Origin of the sequence: Roseateles sp., assembly GCF_039929605.1 — a bacterium.
GTDB lineage: Bacteria > Pseudomonadota > Gammaproteobacteria > Burkholderiales > Burkholderiaceae_C > Pelomonas.
Map to the genome: position 1 here is coordinate 1 of NZ_JBDSQX010000046.1, position 16,199 is coordinate 16,199.

The 16,199-nt window shown below is 67.0% G+C and carries 13 protein-coding genes, 1 pseudogene and 1 riboswitch; of the genes and pseudogenes, 4 read left to right on the plus strand and 10 right to left on the minus strand.

Annotation, left to right across the window (positions count from 1 at the left end):
- From ABIS05_RS06480 to ABIS05_RS06500, 6 genes are all read right to left on the minus strand, one after another.
- Positions 1 to 264 (minus strand): transposase (locus ABIS05_RS06480; RefSeq protein WP_348009159.1); only part of this gene is annotated, 264 nt, incomplete at its 3' end.
- 64 nt (positions 265 to 328) lie between these two features.
- Entirely contained in the window at positions 329 to 1,777 is a 1,449-nt protein-coding gene (locus tag ABIS05_RS06485; RefSeq protein ID WP_348009160.1) for a hypothetical protein, read from the minus strand.
- Positions 1,774 to 2,760 (minus strand): TniQ family protein, encoded by a 987-nt coding sequence (locus ABIS05_RS28180; protein ID WP_348009161.1) that lies wholly within the window; start codon positions 2,758 to 2,760, stop codon positions 1,774 to 1,776. The genes ABIS05_RS06485 and ABIS05_RS28180 overlap by 4 nt, the downstream gene beginning before the upstream one ends.
- A complete protein-coding gene (locus ABIS05_RS06490) occupies positions 2,718 to 3,650 on the minus strand; it encodes a TniB family NTP-binding protein (RefSeq protein ID WP_348009162.1) in 933 nt (310 codons plus the stop codon). The genes ABIS05_RS28180 and ABIS05_RS06490 overlap by 43 nt, the downstream gene beginning before the upstream one ends.
- The gene (locus tag ABIS05_RS06495) at positions 3,647 to 5,590 is read right to left on the minus strand and encodes a Mu transposase C-terminal domain-containing protein (RefSeq protein ID WP_348009163.1); all 1,944 of its coding nucleotides are present in this window, start codon (positions 5,588 to 5,590) and stop codon (positions 3,647 to 3,649) included. The genes ABIS05_RS06490 and ABIS05_RS06495 overlap by 4 nt, the downstream gene beginning before the upstream one ends.
- On the minus strand, positions 5,580 to 6,290 hold the full coding sequence (locus ABIS05_RS06500) for a TnsA endonuclease N-terminal domain-containing protein (protein ID WP_348009164.1): 711 nt from the start codon (positions 6,288 to 6,290) through the stop codon (positions 5,580 to 5,582). The genes ABIS05_RS06495 and ABIS05_RS06500 overlap by 11 nt, the downstream gene beginning before the upstream one ends.
- A 62-nt stretch (positions 6,291 to 6,352) precedes the next feature.
- Here ABIS05_RS06500 and ABIS05_RS06505 point away from each other — a divergent pair.
- A pseudogene (locus tag ABIS05_RS06505) lies at positions 6,353 to 7,054 on the plus strand (ATP-binding protein); the annotation flags it as partial.
- A gap of 25 nt (positions 7,055 to 7,079) precedes the next feature.
- On the opposite strand, the gene ABIS05_RS06510 reads toward ABIS05_RS06505, so the two are convergent.
- On the minus strand, positions 7,080 to 8,237 hold the full coding sequence (locus tag ABIS05_RS06510; RefSeq protein WP_348009165.1) for a peptidoglycan-binding protein: 1,158 nt from the start codon (positions 8,235 to 8,237) through the stop codon (positions 7,080 to 7,082).
- Positions 8,238 to 8,248: 11 nt separating this feature from the next.
- On the minus strand, positions 8,249 to 9,229 hold the full coding sequence (locus ABIS05_RS06515) for a hypothetical protein (RefSeq protein ID WP_348009166.1): 981 nt from the start codon (positions 9,227 to 9,229) through the stop codon (positions 8,249 to 8,251).
- A gap of 215 nt (positions 9,230 to 9,444) precedes the next feature.
- Here ABIS05_RS06515 and ABIS05_RS06520 point away from each other — a divergent pair, with 215 nt between their 5' ends.
- Together ABIS05_RS06520 and ABIS05_RS06525 are read left to right on the plus strand one after the other, a co-directional pair.
- Entirely contained in the window at positions 9,445 to 10,377 is a 933-nt protein-coding gene (locus ABIS05_RS06520; RefSeq protein ID WP_348009167.1) for a hypothetical protein, read from the plus strand.
- A 6-nt stretch (positions 10,378 to 10,383) separates the two neighbouring features.
- Positions 10,384 to 11,184 (plus strand): D-alanyl-D-alanine carboxypeptidase family protein, encoded by an 801-nt coding sequence (locus ABIS05_RS06525; RefSeq protein WP_348009168.1) that lies wholly within the window; start codon positions 10,384 to 10,386, stop codon positions 11,182 to 11,184.
- 238 nt (positions 11,185 to 11,422) lie between these two features.
- On the opposite strand, the gene ABIS05_RS06530 is transcribed toward ABIS05_RS06525, so the two are convergent.
- Both ABIS05_RS06530 and metH read right to left on the minus strand, forming a co-directional pair.
- Positions 11,423 to 11,989: a glycine zipper 2TM domain-containing protein gene (locus tag ABIS05_RS06530; protein ID WP_348009169.1), complete on the minus strand. Its 567-nt coding sequence runs from the start codon at positions 11,987 to 11,989 to the stop codon at positions 11,423 to 11,425.
- Between the two features lie 127 nt (positions 11,990 to 12,116).
- Positions 12,117 to 14,828 (minus strand): methionine synthase, encoded by a 2,712-nt coding sequence (metH, locus tag ABIS05_RS06535; protein ID WP_348009170.1) that lies wholly within the window; start codon positions 14,826 to 14,828, stop codon positions 12,117 to 12,119.
- Between the two features lie 18 nt (positions 14,829 to 14,846).
- Positions 14,847 to 14,911: riboswitch (S-adenosyl-L-homocysteine riboswitch) on the minus strand.
- 85 nt (positions 14,912 to 14,996) lie between these two features.
- On the opposite strand from metH, the gene ABIS05_RS06540 reads away from it, so the two are divergent.
- Entirely contained in the window at positions 14,997 to 16,199 is a 1,203-nt protein-coding gene (locus tag ABIS05_RS06540; RefSeq protein ID WP_348009171.1) for a phosphohydrolase, read from the plus strand.

A 16,199-nucleotide genomic window follows, 5' to 3' on the forward strand; every position in this document is an offset into this window, starting at 1 on the left:
GCTGTCGAGCAAGGCTTCCTCGCAGGCCTCGTCGGCCAGGTTGAACCAGTGCTGCACGAAGTACATGCGCAGCATGCGTTGCAGCCCAATGGGCGGGCGACCTTTGCCGGCCTTCGGATAGTGGGGCTCGATCACTTCACACAGCGCCGTCCACGGGACGATTGAATCCATCGTCTGCAAGAACACGTCACGCCTGGTGGCCTTGCGGAACCGCTCGAACTCCGCGCCCCGATCTGCTGCTACTGCAAGGGTTGTTTGCTTCATGCCGCCATCCTGCCAACACGCCTGCCGCCTTGCCACCTGATCAACCCGGAAGCGGCGAACTTGATCAGCGTTGCCCTAGATGCGCCAATCCTGAAAGATTGCTGGGAATCCAGTAGTCTTGGCCGTCGCAGCTCAGCACCATGCCGCCTTCCACTTCTTTTTGCACCGACTTGGCCACTACCTCATTTGCCTGTGTCGATGAGAGGTGGTGGAAATAGCGCAGCGCCATTGGAGCCCAGCGCTTGGTTACAGATGCGGGGTCCACGGAAGGCGCCATTAGCGCGGTGATCTGCTTTTCCAGCGCCTTGCGCGCAGTCGCCGAACTGCCCGCCCGCTTCGGCGGCAGTCGCAACTCGATGCCGCAATTGGTTTTCAAGAACCCCACGAACGTGGAAAGTGCCGCGCGCTGGCCAGGCGTAGCCGTCAGATACCTCTCCAATGCCAACTGCGTGGGCGCCCTTGCGCCATCAGCGTCTTCCAGTGCGACCAGCACGAGCGCCGGCCGAAATGCCAACCTCATCGACCGATCAGTGAGTTTGCCTGCATCACGCCGCCGTGCCAGTTCGGCTTCAAATGATTCCAACAGCCTCCGCCCGACAGTCCCCTCCGGCATCGTGTTGCTCGCCTTGCGAACGCGGCGCCCATCGGCTTCACGTGCCTTGTCCTGCGTATGCAGCGTCACCCCACCCTCGGCCCGCAGCCACCGCATTGGTAGTTCGTACTTTCGCAGCATGGCTGGCCCCAGGTGCTTCAACAGAAAATCGCTCGTCCATGCTTCGTCACCGGTGCTTTCCAGTAGTTCGAAGAACTGGACATGCTTGCGCAGGCCCACGGCTGCTTTCTGCACGTATCCCTGGCTGGGCAGCCAAGCAGCAAACGCCGCGAAGGCGTCGCGTGCTCGCTTGGTCTTAAGGAGTTCGACCAACTGTGTGGCACTGCGCACGCAGCGCTCCAGCCAATAGCAGGAGCTACAGCGCTTGCCCATGCCGGCAGGCATTGGCAAGCTGCACGTGCTACATGGCACCTCGCCGATGTCGCGGCATAGCTTGCACTGCCAACGTCCATCGTGCATCTCGTCGCAAAGCCGGTGCTTGCGACACAAGGCGCACGTTCGATGGTCGACGCGCATGCATCTGGGGCAAGCCGTCTTGTCGCCATCCGCCGTGCGAAGCACGCGCAGGATTCGTGAAGGGCTGCTGCACATCTCGCAGGGTCGCGCGTCGCTGAAGTAGCTGGCGCAGCTGTTGCACGCCGGACCACCGGCCGTGATCTTGCCCACCGGCCTGCCGATGCGCCGGCACCGCACACAGGGCATCGCAGCGATGCAGTCCTGGCAGCGTGGATCCTCCTTCGAAGCCAACAGCTGCTTGAACATGCCACAGCCGCCGCACAGCAGTCGCTTGAAGCACCGCGCATAGCATGTCGAGCAGTAGCGCACCTGCGCCTCGACGCGCGTCGCCTTGGCAGTGGGACGCTCGCAGACCCCACAGGGCGGCTCGGTCTGCACGTTCATGCGTGTCCAACCCTTGAGCGTCGCAACAACCGAATCCATTCGCCCTGAACCTTCGCCTGCGGCCGGGAAGTCGCGAGTCGAGCCGCACCGCCGCCCGGTGCACCACGCGCCACCATCGGCATCTCGCACGCTTGACCGTTCATGCCGCGCAATGCCATGCGCAGCCGCTGTACCCGTTCGCTTGGCCTCTGAAGATTCAGAGCGAGCGACGTCACGCCGAGCGGCGCCTGGTCACCCGGCAGGCCGAGAAGACGGCCGCTCGCCTTTGTCTTCGCAAGGTGGAACCACCTTTCGCGAGTGACCGGCACTGCCGACCAGATACCGTGGCCCGTGGACAGCACATGGTCGGCTGCTCGCTGGAAATCCAAGGCCTCCGCACACGCAACGCTTGTCGCCGTGTCGCGGAGATCGTGACCGCAGCTCGGGCACCGGCAAAGCGTCACGTCGCTTGCCCTCACCCGGTGGGGTTCCGCCGGTGAGTGACAGCGTCCGCAATGGTCAGACAGCAAAATGCCATGCCTCACGCAGCCCACATGCCAAGCCAAGCGCCAACTGCGCCTGAAATACGGCGTTGCATCTTCTGCGAGGCAGGCCGGGCAGAACTGGAGTCCGCCTTGCCGTCTGCGATTGCGACTGCCCTGCGCCAGTATCCAGGGCCACGTCGCCTGGCTTGGCTCTACGCCTGGCGCGATGGCGGCCAGTAGCGGATGCAGCATTGCCGCTTCCAATTCAGCTGCCGCGACGCCCGACCGGGCGGCCAGCACCGCAAGGCGTTCAGGCGCGAGCCCACGGTCCAGGTCGACAGTCCACGCCCGCCATCTGGGCCAAAGAGAGCCGGTGAGATCCATGGGATCACACCCTTGTGCGAGCGCAGCACGCACCAACCATGTCGAGAAGAGTTCCTCGGGCAGCAGTCCCACTCGGAGGGCCCAAGGCCGAGTCACGCCATGACCTCTCGGATGCCCTTGGTCGGTTGCAACCATGCCTTGGACCGCAGGATCTTCTCGGTGATCCGTTCCTCGCCGGTGGTGATCGCCACGCGCGCGCAGGCGCTCAGAAGCCGGTGCAGGTCGCCCAGGTTGCCTCCGCAGATGGCGTGTGCCATCGTGGCGAGGTCCGGTGTCGCAAGACCAGATGATTTCTTCAGCGGCAGCACCCGCTCAAACCCAGCCAGTAATTTCTGGAAGGATGGGTCGAGCTCCCACAAGGGCAGCGCGAACACGTCGAACCGGCTCGCATGCTGCGGGTCAGTGTGCAGCACCCGGACCGCATCGCGCGTACCGACGCCGACGATGGGAATGCCGACCTCGTTGCAGAGCAGCTTGATCGCATTCATCACCTCCCGCTGCTTGAGCGCGGAGCCGGTAAGCAGCGAGTGAAATTCATCGATGAGCAGAATGCGGACATGGCACTCGCGCAGTTGGTGCACCACTTGATAGCGCAGCTGAGCGGCCGGGGCGGTGGCTCGATACGGCGCCCAGAATCGCTCCAGTATTGAGATGTACAGCCCCTTCTCGTCTGCGGAGGGTGGTGCTTCCGCCACGATGACCGGCTTCACCGGATCGGCGTTCTCATTCACGTAGCCCTCGCCGCACAACGTCTTGAATCGCTGGACCAGCGTAGTCTTACCGTTGTTCGGTTCGCCAACAATCAGCAGGTTAGGCATGCGCGGCTGCCGGGGCTTGTTCATCAGCGCCTGCATGGTGTCCAGTGCCAATTGCGCGCGCTCATAGCCAATCCAGCGTGGCCGATCAAGGAACGCGAGGCGTTGCTCGTCCGGGCATGACATGACCTCCCGAAACTCCGGATGGATGTGCGAGAAGGGCTGCGCGGAGTCTGCTCCGCGATGCGCCGGTTCAGCGGTAGCGGTCATGCGATGTCGTCGGTGGCATCGACGCTCGTGAGCAAGTTGGACAACAGGCCGGCGGGCTTCAAGGTGGGCGCCGGCGAGGCCCTGCCGGCGGCCGCCGGCTTGCCAGCTGGCGCTGCAGGGGAGCGACCCTTGGCGTGATCCTTCTGCCGTTGCGCTTCGCGCCGTGCCTTTTTCGTGCGCGACGCACTTTCCTCGACGATGGCTCGCCGGTCGCCAATCGACTTGAAGACGGCGCGCTCGTCGCTCGGGTCGTGACCAGCCTTCGCCAGAGCGGCTTTGGCCAGCTGGTGCTCCCAGATGCTGAACGCCGGCGCGCTCTGATCGGCAAGCGGCACCTTGAAATACTGCTTCAGGTCGGGGTCGTAGAACCACAGTGAAGACACATCACGCGGATCGCGGCGGAACACATGCTGCCGCGCCTTGCCCGTATCCGCGTCCTTCATGCCTATCCAGGGCCTGAGCGCCTCGGCGTAATAGCGAAGCCCGTCCAATGACACCCCGTCGGGTTGCACCGTGCGTGAGAAGGAAGGCAGGAAGTCCAATACCACGGTCAGGCGGTCCGCAGGCCTGGGCGGCATGCCGACGCCCTGGATGCCCGCGCCGCCAAAGATGCCAAACTCCCACATACGCAGGGGCGGCATCCCCAGTGCGGAATGGGGGCGCCGGTGATAGGTATTGCAGATGAGGTCGACGAACAGCTTCTCGAACTCATCCTTCGTCATAACCGCCTGCTTCTCGGAATCGTAGTCACCACGTTCCTTGATCGACGAGAAGGTGGTGCCCGGCAAGTCGTGGATTTCCCGCAGCAGCGTTCCCTGCAGGCGTTCGATGTGGCCGCCGTAGCGCGGCACCTTCACCGGACGGAACTCGATGTCCACCGCATGCATCTTGCACGACTGGCGCAAGCTCTTGGAGCGGAAGTCCGGGCCGTTGTCCACGTGCACCTTGTGCGGCCGGCCCCACACTGGCCATGTGCCATCCACGTCGTGCAGCAGCAGCCACTCGTCCTTGGGCAGCATGGCATGCGACAAGCACATCGCCACCGATGTCGTCGACGGCTCGTCGAATGACAGGTAGTAGCCGACCGTCATGCGGCTGAACACGTCGATGGCCACGGTGACCCAAGGCCGGTCGATCGGCTTGCGATGCACGTCGTCCACCAGGATTACGTCGACGGGCGTGTGGTCGATCTGCACGACCGCCAACGGGTAGTCCGCCCCCGGAAACTTCCCGGGCACCGGATGGAACTTGTTCCTAGCAAGTTCCGCCTGGCCGCGCCGCTTGAGCCGCTCGTGCTCAGGTATGCGGTCGATGCGCGACCGGATCGCCGTCGGGCTCGGCCGCTCGACATGGCGCTCATCGCAAATTCGGTGGACCTCCCGCACGACCTTCTGCGGACTGGGTCTCTCGGGCTTCAAGTAGAAATCCTTGATGACCGCGCGGATCACGCCCTCAGCAGCGTCGCCGATGCGATAGTTGCCAACCTTCCAGCCCCGCTTGAACGGGATAAGCGCCGAGATGGCATCGAGAGCACGATAGCGCCCCAGCCAGCGATAAAGCGTCGCTGGATCGACCTCGACTTCGGCAGCACGTGCCACCACGGCGCTGCGCGACTGGTCCGGCGAGTCCAAGAGCGGCCGGATGGCGTCATACCTGGTCTGCGCCACTCGCCAGTCATCCTCGGCGATGGAGTCGATGTCGACAGCCGACGCAGTTGGGGGCTGCGATGATTCGACCGGCATCAATTCGCCGACGCGGAGGACCTTCGTCCTTCCTGTTTCAACTGCGGTGGCCACCACCGTGGTGAAGTCCAATATCTCGCTGATACGAAAGATTCCATCGGCGTGGCGCACAAGCGCCCCGCTGCGCAGATCGACGCGCAGCCGCGACGGCACGTGGGCGGCATCGGACGCTTGCGTGTGAGCGGTGTCAGGCTTCATCTGGGACCCACAGTTCGGTATCGCCGCCCAGCGACGAGCAGATGTCGCAATCCAACCGACGGCTGGCCAGCAAACTCCACAAGTGGCCGACGCCCTCGGCGGCGTAAATGCCCGGGAAGTGCTTGGCAAGTAAGTAGTCAAAGGTCGCCGACCCGAGCTCGCGCACGCTGGCGACGATCCAGTCGCTTTCCTGGGACGGATAGACGCTATTGCGGTACCGCCGCAGGAACTGGATGTTCGCGAGCGCCTGGGTGCGGATGCGGGACTCATCCATGATCCGAAAGGTCCACCCCTGGGAGGCAGCGTAGCGTCGCGCTGCCTTCCACTTCGGTAACCACTCGCGCCAATGCAGATGCCATTCCTCCGCCGGCTTGACCTCTACGAGCAGTGGCCGGCGCTGAAATCTCACCGGCGACGAGTCCGCGCCGTAGACGACTAGGAAGTCGGGCGTGTAGTTGGCTGACCGTCCTGTGCGCGTGGTGAAAGGGAACACGCAGGGCTGAGAGATGACTTGTGCGACCGCGAGACTGAACTCTTGACGAATGACAAAGTCTCGTTCCAGCGTCGATTCGTACTGGATGGACTGCTCGCCGCGCCAGCTCAGGAAGCCCGTCACGCTGCGCCGGTTGCGAGGGATCGCACGTACAGACGAGCTGGGCACGGCGTAGTCGCGGCTATTTGAAGTCAAATCGGGCACCATCGCAGTTATTCCAAGAATTCAGTCGCACCAATGCGAGCGATTTCTTCGATAACTTATTGTGGCCGCTTAAGGGCGTCGCAGCAATGAACATACGCCACAGCGGCTCGCCACCGAGGCCGGGCGAGATTTCACTGGCGCAGCATGGGGTGCTGTTTTTGGACGAGCTCCCCGAATTCCCGCGCGCTGCGCTCGAGGCGTTGCGCGAGCCGCTGGAGACGGGCCGCATCCTCATCTCACGCGCCGCGCGCCAGGCCGAGTTCCCGGCGCGCTTCCAACTGGTCGCGGCGATGAACCCCTGCCCTTGCGGCCACCTGGGCAATCCGCTGAAGGCCTGCCGCTGCTCACCCGACCAGATCGCGCGTTACCAGGGCCGGCTCAGCGGGCCCTTCCTGGACCGCATCGACCTGCTCATCGAAGTCACCGTCATCCCGCCCAGCCAGCTGCAAGACCTGGCCCCCGGCGAAGCGAGCGCCGTGGTCGCCGAACGAGTCACCGCAGCGCGCGAGCGGGCGCTGGCGCGGCAGGGCGTCGCCAACGCGCTGCTGCAGGCGCAGCACCTGGCGGCGCACGCGGTGCTGGAGCCGGCCGCCAAGACGCTGCTGGAACGCTCGGCCGAGAAACTGGGCTGGTCGGCGCGCAGCTTTCACCGCGTCATGCGCGTGGCTCGCACGGTGGCCGACCTGGCCGGCGCGACCGAGATCGCCACGGCCCACGTGGCCGAGGCCATCCAGATGCGGCGCGGGCTGCGCTCACACGGCGGCTGAGCCCGCAGGCAGCGCGGGCTCAGCGTCAAGCCGCGAAGACGCGCGCCGCCAGCGAGGCCACCTGCGCCGGATCCGCCGCGCCGCTGGCTGCCAGGCCCTGGGCCTGCTGGAACTGCCGCAGTGCCTCGGACGCCGACTGGCCAAAGATGCCGTCTGCCTTGAGGGCGTGCCCGGCGTCGGACAGCGCGAGCTGCAGCAGGCGCACGTCGAGCCCGCGGGCCAGCGGCGAAGCCACAGCGAGAGCGCGCGTACCAGGCGCGGGGCCGTCGTAGACACGCGGCGGCGCACCTGCCAGCGTCATCGCCGAGATTTCGCGGTCACGCACCACCAACGGCAGCGTCAGGCCCCAGCGGTCCTGGTCCACCAATCGCTGGAAGGCATCCATGCGGTACACCGTGGGCCGCAGGTCGGCGCGGGTATGCGTGGCCAGCCACTGGCGACGGCGCGCAATGTAGGCAGCGACCCATGCGCGCTCGCCCAGCGCCTGCACGCTGCCATCTGCTGCCGTCGTCTGATCGCGCAGTAGCGCCCAGGAGCCGTGCACGCGTCCGTCATAGGCCACGGCGATGGCCAGCGGCAGCGTCAAGCCGGCGTCCTTGGCGGCCTTCAGCGCGGGGCGCCAGTAAGCGGTGTCGAAGAAGACGTCCTGCGTCTCCCTCATCACCGGGTCGTCCGCTGCCGCGCGCAGGTTGTTGTGGAAGCCGTCGTCGTGGTCCAGCGTCAGGTCGCGGCCGGCGGTGCGCGCCAGGAAAGGCCGCAGCCGGGCCGCGAAGCGCGCGCCGGCGTTGTCGACATATTGTTCAAGCAGGTCATGCAGCAGGCCCGAACCCAGCGTGGTCTGCGAGCGGCCGTAGGTCAGGTGGCCGGTGTCGCCGGGAATCAAGGTCACGCGCCCATAGTCGCCCAGGACCTCGCCGGTTTCGAAGATGTTGACGATGGCCTTGGCGGCACGGGCCTGGGTGTCGGTCAGCGGACCCGGAGCCACTATCGGTGAAGCTGCCAGCACGCCTGTTGCGCCCACCGCTGCCACGGCGTCCTGCGTGTCCGGGTAAGTGCCTTCCACCGTGAACAGCCCGCCGCCCTGGTCGTGCACGACGACGTTGGCACCGCGCTGCTCCATGCGCTGCCGGATGGTGGGCACCATGGGTTCCGGCACGTCGGTGATGCGTTCGATGTGGGTCATGTCATGCCTCCTCAGTTCAAGCCGAAATGTTTGACAGCGTCCTTGCGTGCGGCCTCGAACGGCTTGCCGAAGATGAACGACGTCGTGCCGCCGGCTTGCGCCGCGCCATTGGCTGCCATGTACGCCAGCAGCTTGCGTTCGTTCTCCGCATGGAGCTTGCCGCCGGGGTTCACGAAGGCGTCGAGCCGCGCCGAGTTGTCGTCGGCGCCGAACGACGTGCTGGACACCGCGATGGTGGAGTTGGTGACCACTGGCGCCAGCCCCTTGGCCGGGTCCCCCGCCTTGACCTCGGGCTGTGTCTTCTTGACCGCCAGGTTGACCTCCGACTCGATGTTGGCCGGCACGCACAGCAGCGCGTAGCGGCGCAGCACGTTCATCGCTGCGGGCCGGTCCAGGTAGCCTTCGCGCAATTGGCCTCGGTACTGCAGCTGCTGCGCATTGACCAGCGTGCGCACCGACGACGGCTCCAGCTGATACAGCAGATTGCCCGCCACGTTGTCGATGGTGGAGCCCGCCAGACCGAAAAGTATCGCGACGATCGCCACCTGCTTGGCCGCCGCGCCGGCTGCTGCCTGCACACCCGCAGTGGCGCCGCCGAGCAGGCCGGTTTGCGCAACGGCAGTCTTGCGGTCACGGTCCAGGCGGTACAAGGCATGCAGGTAGTCCTCGCAGCGCCGATCGGCGTAGTCCATGCCGGCCCGGATGACCTGGTCCCAGGTCACGCCGCCGGTGTGCTCAATGACTGCCCCGCCGCTGACCCGCATCGTGGCGGGAGCGCTGGCGGCGGTGGTGGGCGGCGTCGCCGCGGCGATCAGCTCGATCAGCATCTTGTCCTGCGCGATGCGGAAGGCCGCCATCTCAGCGGGGTCGGGATCGGTGCCTGGGCCCTCCTTGGCCAGGTCGATGCGACCGGAGGCTGCGCAACCGGACAACAGCGCCGCAGCGGCGGCGAGCGCCACCGCTCGCCGGGCGAGCACGACTTGAAGACTCATGGGAGCGTCCTTTTGCAACGGCGCAGGTCGATCTCCTGCGGCGGCCGGTTGTACGGCCGGCCCCTGGTCGGAGCATCCTCAATAGTGCCGAGGAGGGCATGGGGGCCAGAGGTCAGGCGCGGCGGCACAGAGATCTGTCCTCTCCTTTGATGACGCGAATCAGCGCTGCATTCGGCACGCTGCGCCGCATCAGCAGAACCGCCAGGAGCCCACCCATGACCACCGCCACATCCGTCGAGAAGAACCAGCGCGCCACCGGCATCACCGTCGCCGCTGGCCTGCTGTTGCTGGTGTTCGGCTTCTCGGCCGTGCTGTCGCTGTCGAGCCATACCGAGCGGTCCAACCCGATCTGGTTCATCGGCATGCTGATCATCTTTGCCTCGTCGCTGGCCTTGATCGCGGTGGTGTTCCGCTGGCTCGGGCTGGCCGCGCCGGCCGAAGCCTTCGGGCTGCCGGCCGGCTCCATCCGCACGCTGCTGGCGGCGGGCGTGATGGTGTTGTTCGCCGTCTTCGGCCTGCAGACGCTGTCGGTGAATGCCGGGCTGGCCGAGAAATCGCTGGGCAATGCCGCCTTCGTGGGCACGGCCGCCGAGCTGCAGGCCGAGGTGGAGCGCTATCGCCAACTCGGGCTCGCCGCAGTCGTCGAGAGCATCGACAACGGCAGCGCCAAGCTGAAGCTCTACCGCATCACGCCTCCCAAGCCGTTGGAGACCATCGACATGGAGAAGCAGATCATCACGGCGCTGGTCACGCTGGTCACCTCGGTCGTCAGCTTCTACTTCGGCAGCCGAACCGCCGAGGCGTCACGTGACGGCCCAGGGGCGGCCAAACTGCCCGAGTCCACTACCGAGGAGGTGAAGCGCATCGACACCACACTCGACGAACTTCGCAAGCGCATCACCGCACTGCATGCCGACGAAGCCACGCCGGGCAACGAGGCCACGCTCGCGTCCAGCCTCAGCCAGGCCGACGCGGGCTTGAAGGCGGCGGAGGAATCCCGGGCCAAGCTGGCCGCGAGCATCAAGGACCTGGGCTCGGGCGGCAACTCGGCCGAGACGGCCAGCACGGCGGCGGCCCGTCTGACGGCTTCGCTGGTGACGCTGACCCAAGCCGTGGCGCAAGCCGAAGCACTCGTCGCGAAAGGTTGAACCATCATGCCCAGCACCTATGAAGTGACCGCGACCGCGCTGAACCTGCGCGCCGCACCCAACACCGGCGCCAGCGTGCTGACGGTGCTGCGCCGGGGCCAGACCTGCGTGGCCAGCGGCAGCGCCGCGAGCGGCTGGCTGCCGGTGTCCTACCTGCAGCAGTCGGGCCATGTGTGGGCCGACTATGTGCGCGCCGTCGATGGCGCTGCGCCCACGACGACGCCGCCGGCAGCACCGGCGGCGGGCGGCAGCTGGGTGACGCTGCCGTCGAGCCCGCAGACGCGGCTGAACGACCCCGCCCAACTGCACCCGAAATTCCGCGAGGCTCTGGCCAACCTGCTGGCCAAGGCTGCGGCTGAGAACCGCCCGTTCAAGCTTTTCGAAGCCTTCCGCACGCCTGAACGGCAGGCATGGTTGTACGAGCAGGGCCGCACGCGCCCGGGCGGCATCGTCACCAAGGCCAAGCCCTGGCAGTCGTTCCATCAGTTCGGGCTGGGGGCGGACCTGGTGCTCTTCGTCAACGGCCAGTGGACGTGGAGCAGCGACGGCGTACTGGCGGAGCACTGGCGGCGCCTGCCCGAACTCGCCGCCGAAGTCGGGCTGCGATCCCTGTCGTGGGAAGCCCCGCACGTGGAGTGGCCGATCGAGCTGCGCGACGCCGTCGGCCCCGAACTGCTGGCCAGCGCCGACGACACCTGGGTGGACACGCTCTCAAGCGCCTCGGCGCGCTGGCGTTCCTCGGGTCAGAGCGGCGGGCCGGACCTGCAGCCTGCGCAACGCCCGGAACTCGCCAACGGCCCGGCCTAAGCCCAGCGAACGGCAGGATTCGGGCCGAGCGCCGGGCCTGCCATGGGCCAGAGGCCCATGGCCTTCCGTAGGCACATGCAGTCCGCAGGGACTGCTTGTGTCCGACTCCAGTTCACCAAGCCGGCCCGCGATGGCGATGTGCGAGCGGCTCAATGCCGCAAGCATCGCCGTTCCCCAGGGGGACCGCGACCGGGCTTGCCCGCGTTCAGCGGCGCAAGACCGGGCGAGGGGCTTCAGATCACTTTCGCTCGAAGCCGTTGTCGGTCAGGCGCAGTTCGTCACCGACGCGCAGGCCCGGGTCGGCGCTGCGCTCAAAGCGGCGCAGGCGGCCGTCACTCTCGCGGGCCTCGATGATCCAGACCGTGGTGCTGCGCTGGCGCTTTTCGAGCTCGCGGCCGGCATAGCCACCGGCAACGGCGCCGCCGACGGTGGCGATCTTCTTGCCCGTGCCACCACCCACCTGGTTACCCAGCAGGCCGCCGATGACGGCGCCGCCGACGGTGCCCAGCGCCGTGGCTTCGCCCTGGCGGGTTTCGGTGCGCACCGCCGTCACACTCGCGCAGCTGCTGCAGAGCTGGCTCTGGCGCTGCGGTTCGCGGTCGGCTGCTGGCTGCGTGCGCACGGGCTCGGCGCGGCGCGGTTCTACCTGGGCCACCTTGGCGATGGGCGCTGGCGCGACCTCGGCAACGGGTGCCACCTCCGCTGCGGGCTGCGAGCGGCCGACGGCGTAGGCACCGCCGAGCAGCGCCAGCACGACCGCAACGCCCGCGACGATCTGGGTGGAACTGACTGTGGGGGTTGACATCTGAGTCTCCGTCCTATTGAGATGACCTAAAGCATGAGCTGCGGCCGGCCATGGCGCTGTAGGACGAAGCCGCAAGTCCGCCCGCCCACATCGGGTGGCAACCCCTGTCAACCCAAGTCAACCCAAGTCAACCGAGCAAGGGCGCCAGTGCGCGGCGCGCCTCGGCGTCGCTCAGGCCGCAGCGCGAGGCCCAGTCGGCGAGCTGGTCGTCGCCGATACGGCCAACGTTGAAGTAAGCCGCGTCGGGGTGGGCCAGGTAGAAGCCGCTGACGCTGGCTGCCGGCGTCATGGCCATGCTGTCGGTCAGGCCCATGCTGATCTCGTCCGGCGCCAGCACGCGGAACATGTCGCGCTTGGCGAGGTGGTCCGGGCAGGCCGGGTAGCCGGGCGCGGGGCGGATGCCGGCGTACTTCTCGGCGATGAGGTCGACGTTGCTCAGCGCCTCGTCTGCGGCATAACCCCAGAACTCGCGGCGCACGCGCTCGTGCAGCCATTCGGCAGCGGCCTCGGCGAGCCGGTCAGCGAGGGCCTTGAGCAGGATGGCCGAGTAGTCGTCATGCGCGGCGAGGAAGTCGGCTTCCTTCTTGTCGACGCCCAGGCCCGCCGTCACGGCGAACATGCCGACGTGGTCACCGCTCTCGGCAACGAAGTCGGACAGGCAGCGGTTGGGCCGCTTCACGCCTTCGACCACCGGCCGCACGGACTGCATACGCAGGCCGTGCCAGGTCATCAGCGGCTCGCCGCGCGACTCGTCGGCGTAGAGGGCGATGTCGTCCTCGTCGACGCGCGCGGCGGGGTAGAGGCCGAACACCGCATGTGCCTGCAGCCAGCGGCCGTCGATGATCTTCTTCAGCATGGCCTGCGCATCGGCGAACACCTTGCGCGCCTCGGTGCCGACCACAGCGTCATCGAGGATGGCCGGGTAGGGGCCGGCCAGGTCCCAGGTCTGGAAGTACGGTCCCCAGTCGATGTAGCGCGCCAGCTCGGCCAGGTCGAGGTTCTTCAGCACGCGGCGGCCGGTGAACTTCGGCGCGGGCGGCACGCGGCTCAGGTCCAGCACCGCCTTGTTGGCACGGGCTTGCTCAAGCGTTACCAGCGGCGTCTGTTTCTTGCTGGCGTGCAGCTGGCGGGTCTTCTCGATGTCGGCCTTCAGGTCGGCGATGTAGGCCGCGGCGCGCTCGTCGCTCAGCAGCTCGGAGCACACGCCGACGGCGCGAGAGGCATCAGGTACGTAGACGACCGGGCCGTCGTAGTGCGGCGAGATCTTGACCGCCGTGTGCACGCGGCTCGTCGTCGCGCCGCCGATCAGCAGCGGCATGTGGCGTGAAGAGAAGTACTCGTCGCGCTGCATCTCGGCGGCGACATGTTGCATCTCTTCGAGGCTCGGCGTGATCAGCCCGGACAAGCCGATGATGTCCGCGCCCTCGTCCTTGGCCTTCTGCAGGATGTCGCGCGCGGGCACCATGACGCCCATGTTGACGACCTCGTAGTTGTTGCACTGCAGGACCACCGTGACGATGTTCTTGCCGATGTCGTGCACGTCGCCCTTGACCGTCGCCATGACGATCTTGCCCTTGGGCTTGGCGTCGCCGCCGCCCTCGATCAGCAGGCGCTTTTCTTCCTCGATGTAGGGCAGCAGGTGGGCCACGGCGCTCTTCATGACGCGCGCGCTTTTCACCACCTGCGGCAGGAACATCTTGCCCTGGCCGAACAGGTCGCCGACGACGTTCATGCCGGCCATCAACGGGCCTTCGATGACGTGCAGTGGCCGGCCGCCACCGGCCGAGATCGCCTGCCAGGCTTCCTCGGTGTCGACGGTGATGAAGTCGGTGATGCCGTGCACCAGCGCGTGCGACAGCCGCTGGTTCACATCGCCCGCCCGCCAGGCCAGACGCGCCGAGTCGTCCTTGCCGGCGCTCTTGGCGCGGTCGGCGATCTCGATGAGGCGCTCGCCGGCATCGGGCCGGCGGTTCAGCACCACGTCTTCCACTCGTTCTCGAAGCTCGGCGTCGAGATCGTCATACACGCCCACCATGCCGGCGTTGACGATGCCCATGTCCATGCCCGCCTGGATGGCGTGGTACAGGAAGACGGTGTGGATGGCCTCGCGCACCGGCTCGTTGCCGCGGAAGCTGAACGACACGTTGCTGACGCCGCCCGAGACCTTGGCGCCGGGCAGGTTCTGCTTGATCCAGCGCGTCGCATTGATGAAGTCGACCGCGTAGTTGTCGTGCTCCTCGATGCCGGTGGCGATGGCGAAGATGTTGGGGTCGAAGATGATGTCTTCGGCCGGGAAGCCCACCTCGTCCACCAGCACCTTGTAGGCGCGCGCGCAGATCTCGGTCTTGCGCGCAAAGGTGTCGGCCTGGCCGACCTCGTCGAAGGCCATGACGACGGCCGCGGCGCCGTAGCGGCGCACGAGATTGGCCTGGCGACGGAACTCCTCCTCGCCTTCCTTCATCGAGATGGAGTTGACGATGCCTTTGCCCTGGATGCACTTCAGGCCGGCCTCGATGACGCTCCACTTGGACGAGTCGATCATGATCGGCACGCGCGCGATCTCGGGCTCGCCGGCGATCAGGTTCAGGAAGCGCACCATGGCCGCCTGACTGTCCAGCATGGCCTCGTCCATGTTGATATCGATGACCTGTGCACCGTTCTCGACCTGCTGGCGCGCCACGGCCAGCGCCTTCTCGAACTCCCCCGCGAGGATCATGCGGGCGAAGGCCTTGGAGCCGGTGACGTTGGTGCGCTCGCCGATGTTGACGAACAGGCTGGCCGCGTCGATGGCGACGGGCTCCAGGCCGGAGAGTTTGAGGGGAGGCGGGGCGGTGGTCATCGACGGACTCGGGCAGAGGGGCGATGAGCGCGGTTGGGAAACGATCCGAGCCTGGGGGAAACCTCGCAGCGCTCCTCGGATGAGCCGGGAATTCTACGCAGCCGGCCCTTCGCCGTGGTTCAAGAAGCACTTGCTCTCGCCGCAGGCTGTTACAGAATCCGCGCATTCATGGCCTCAGACCTCATCCCCCTGCCTGCCCGCACGCTGCGGCTGGGCATGACGTTGCCCTACAGCCTCTTCGACGCCAACGGCAAGCTGCTGTTCGCCCGCGGCCAGGTGCTGCGCGACTCGCCGCTGGTGCGCGGCCTCGTGGACGGCGGGGCGTGGGTGAACGCGGACGAGACGGTGGAATACCAGCGCGCGCTGGCCCACAGGCTGGACACGCTGGTCATGCAGGACGTGCCGCTGTCCGACATCGTCAAGGCCGACACCAGCTTTCGCATGGAGGCGCCCAATGCACCCAAGGCCGAGCAAGGCCCGCGCGAGGCCTGGTCCGACCTGCTGCTGCGCACCCACAGCCTGCTGCGCGAGACCGAGCCGGTCGACTTCCCCGCTCGCCTGGCCCAGTTGCGCGACGCCGCGTTGAAGCGCCTGCACGCTCACCCCGACGCGACGCTGATGCTGCACGTCTTCGAGAGCGGCCAGGAGTTTGGCGACTACAGCGCGCGGCATGCGCTGCTGACGTTGCTGCTGTGCGACCTCGTCGCGCGCCAGCTGCAGTGGAACCCCGCGCTCATCGAAGCCCTGCAAGGCGCCGCGCTGACGATGAACTACGGCGCCGGCGCGGCGCATGATCGCCTCGCCAGCCAGCTGGACGCCGCCACGCCGGCCCAGCTCCAGGCCCTCGCCGCCCACGGCGACCGCGCCGCGCTGCGGCTGGCCGAGGCCGGCGTGACGAACCCGGTCTGGCTGACTGCTGTGCGCCTGCACCACGAGGCCGGCCCCGGCCCGCTCAGCAACCGCAGTGAGGGCGAAAAGCTGGCCCGCCTGCTGCGGCGCATCGACCTCTTCGGCGCCCGCCTGTCGCCCCGCCGCAGCCGTGGCGCGATGAGTGGCGCCGCTGCGGCCCGCGCCGTCTTTCTCGACGAGTTGGGCCAGCCGGATGAAGCCGGCGCCGCCCTCATCAAGACCGTGGGCCTGTACCCGCCGGGCAGCATCGTGCGCCTGGCCAACGGCGAGATCGGCATCGTCTTCAAACGCGGCTTCAGCGCCAACGAGCCGCTGGTGGCCGCGCTGATCGGCAAGAGCGGCAGCCCGCTGAGCAACCCCGTGCCGCGCGACACCCGCCTAGCCGCGCAAGCCATCGCGGCCAGCCTGGCGCCGGCCGAGCTAAAGCTGCGCGTGAACCTGGAAGCGCTTTTGAAACTCTGA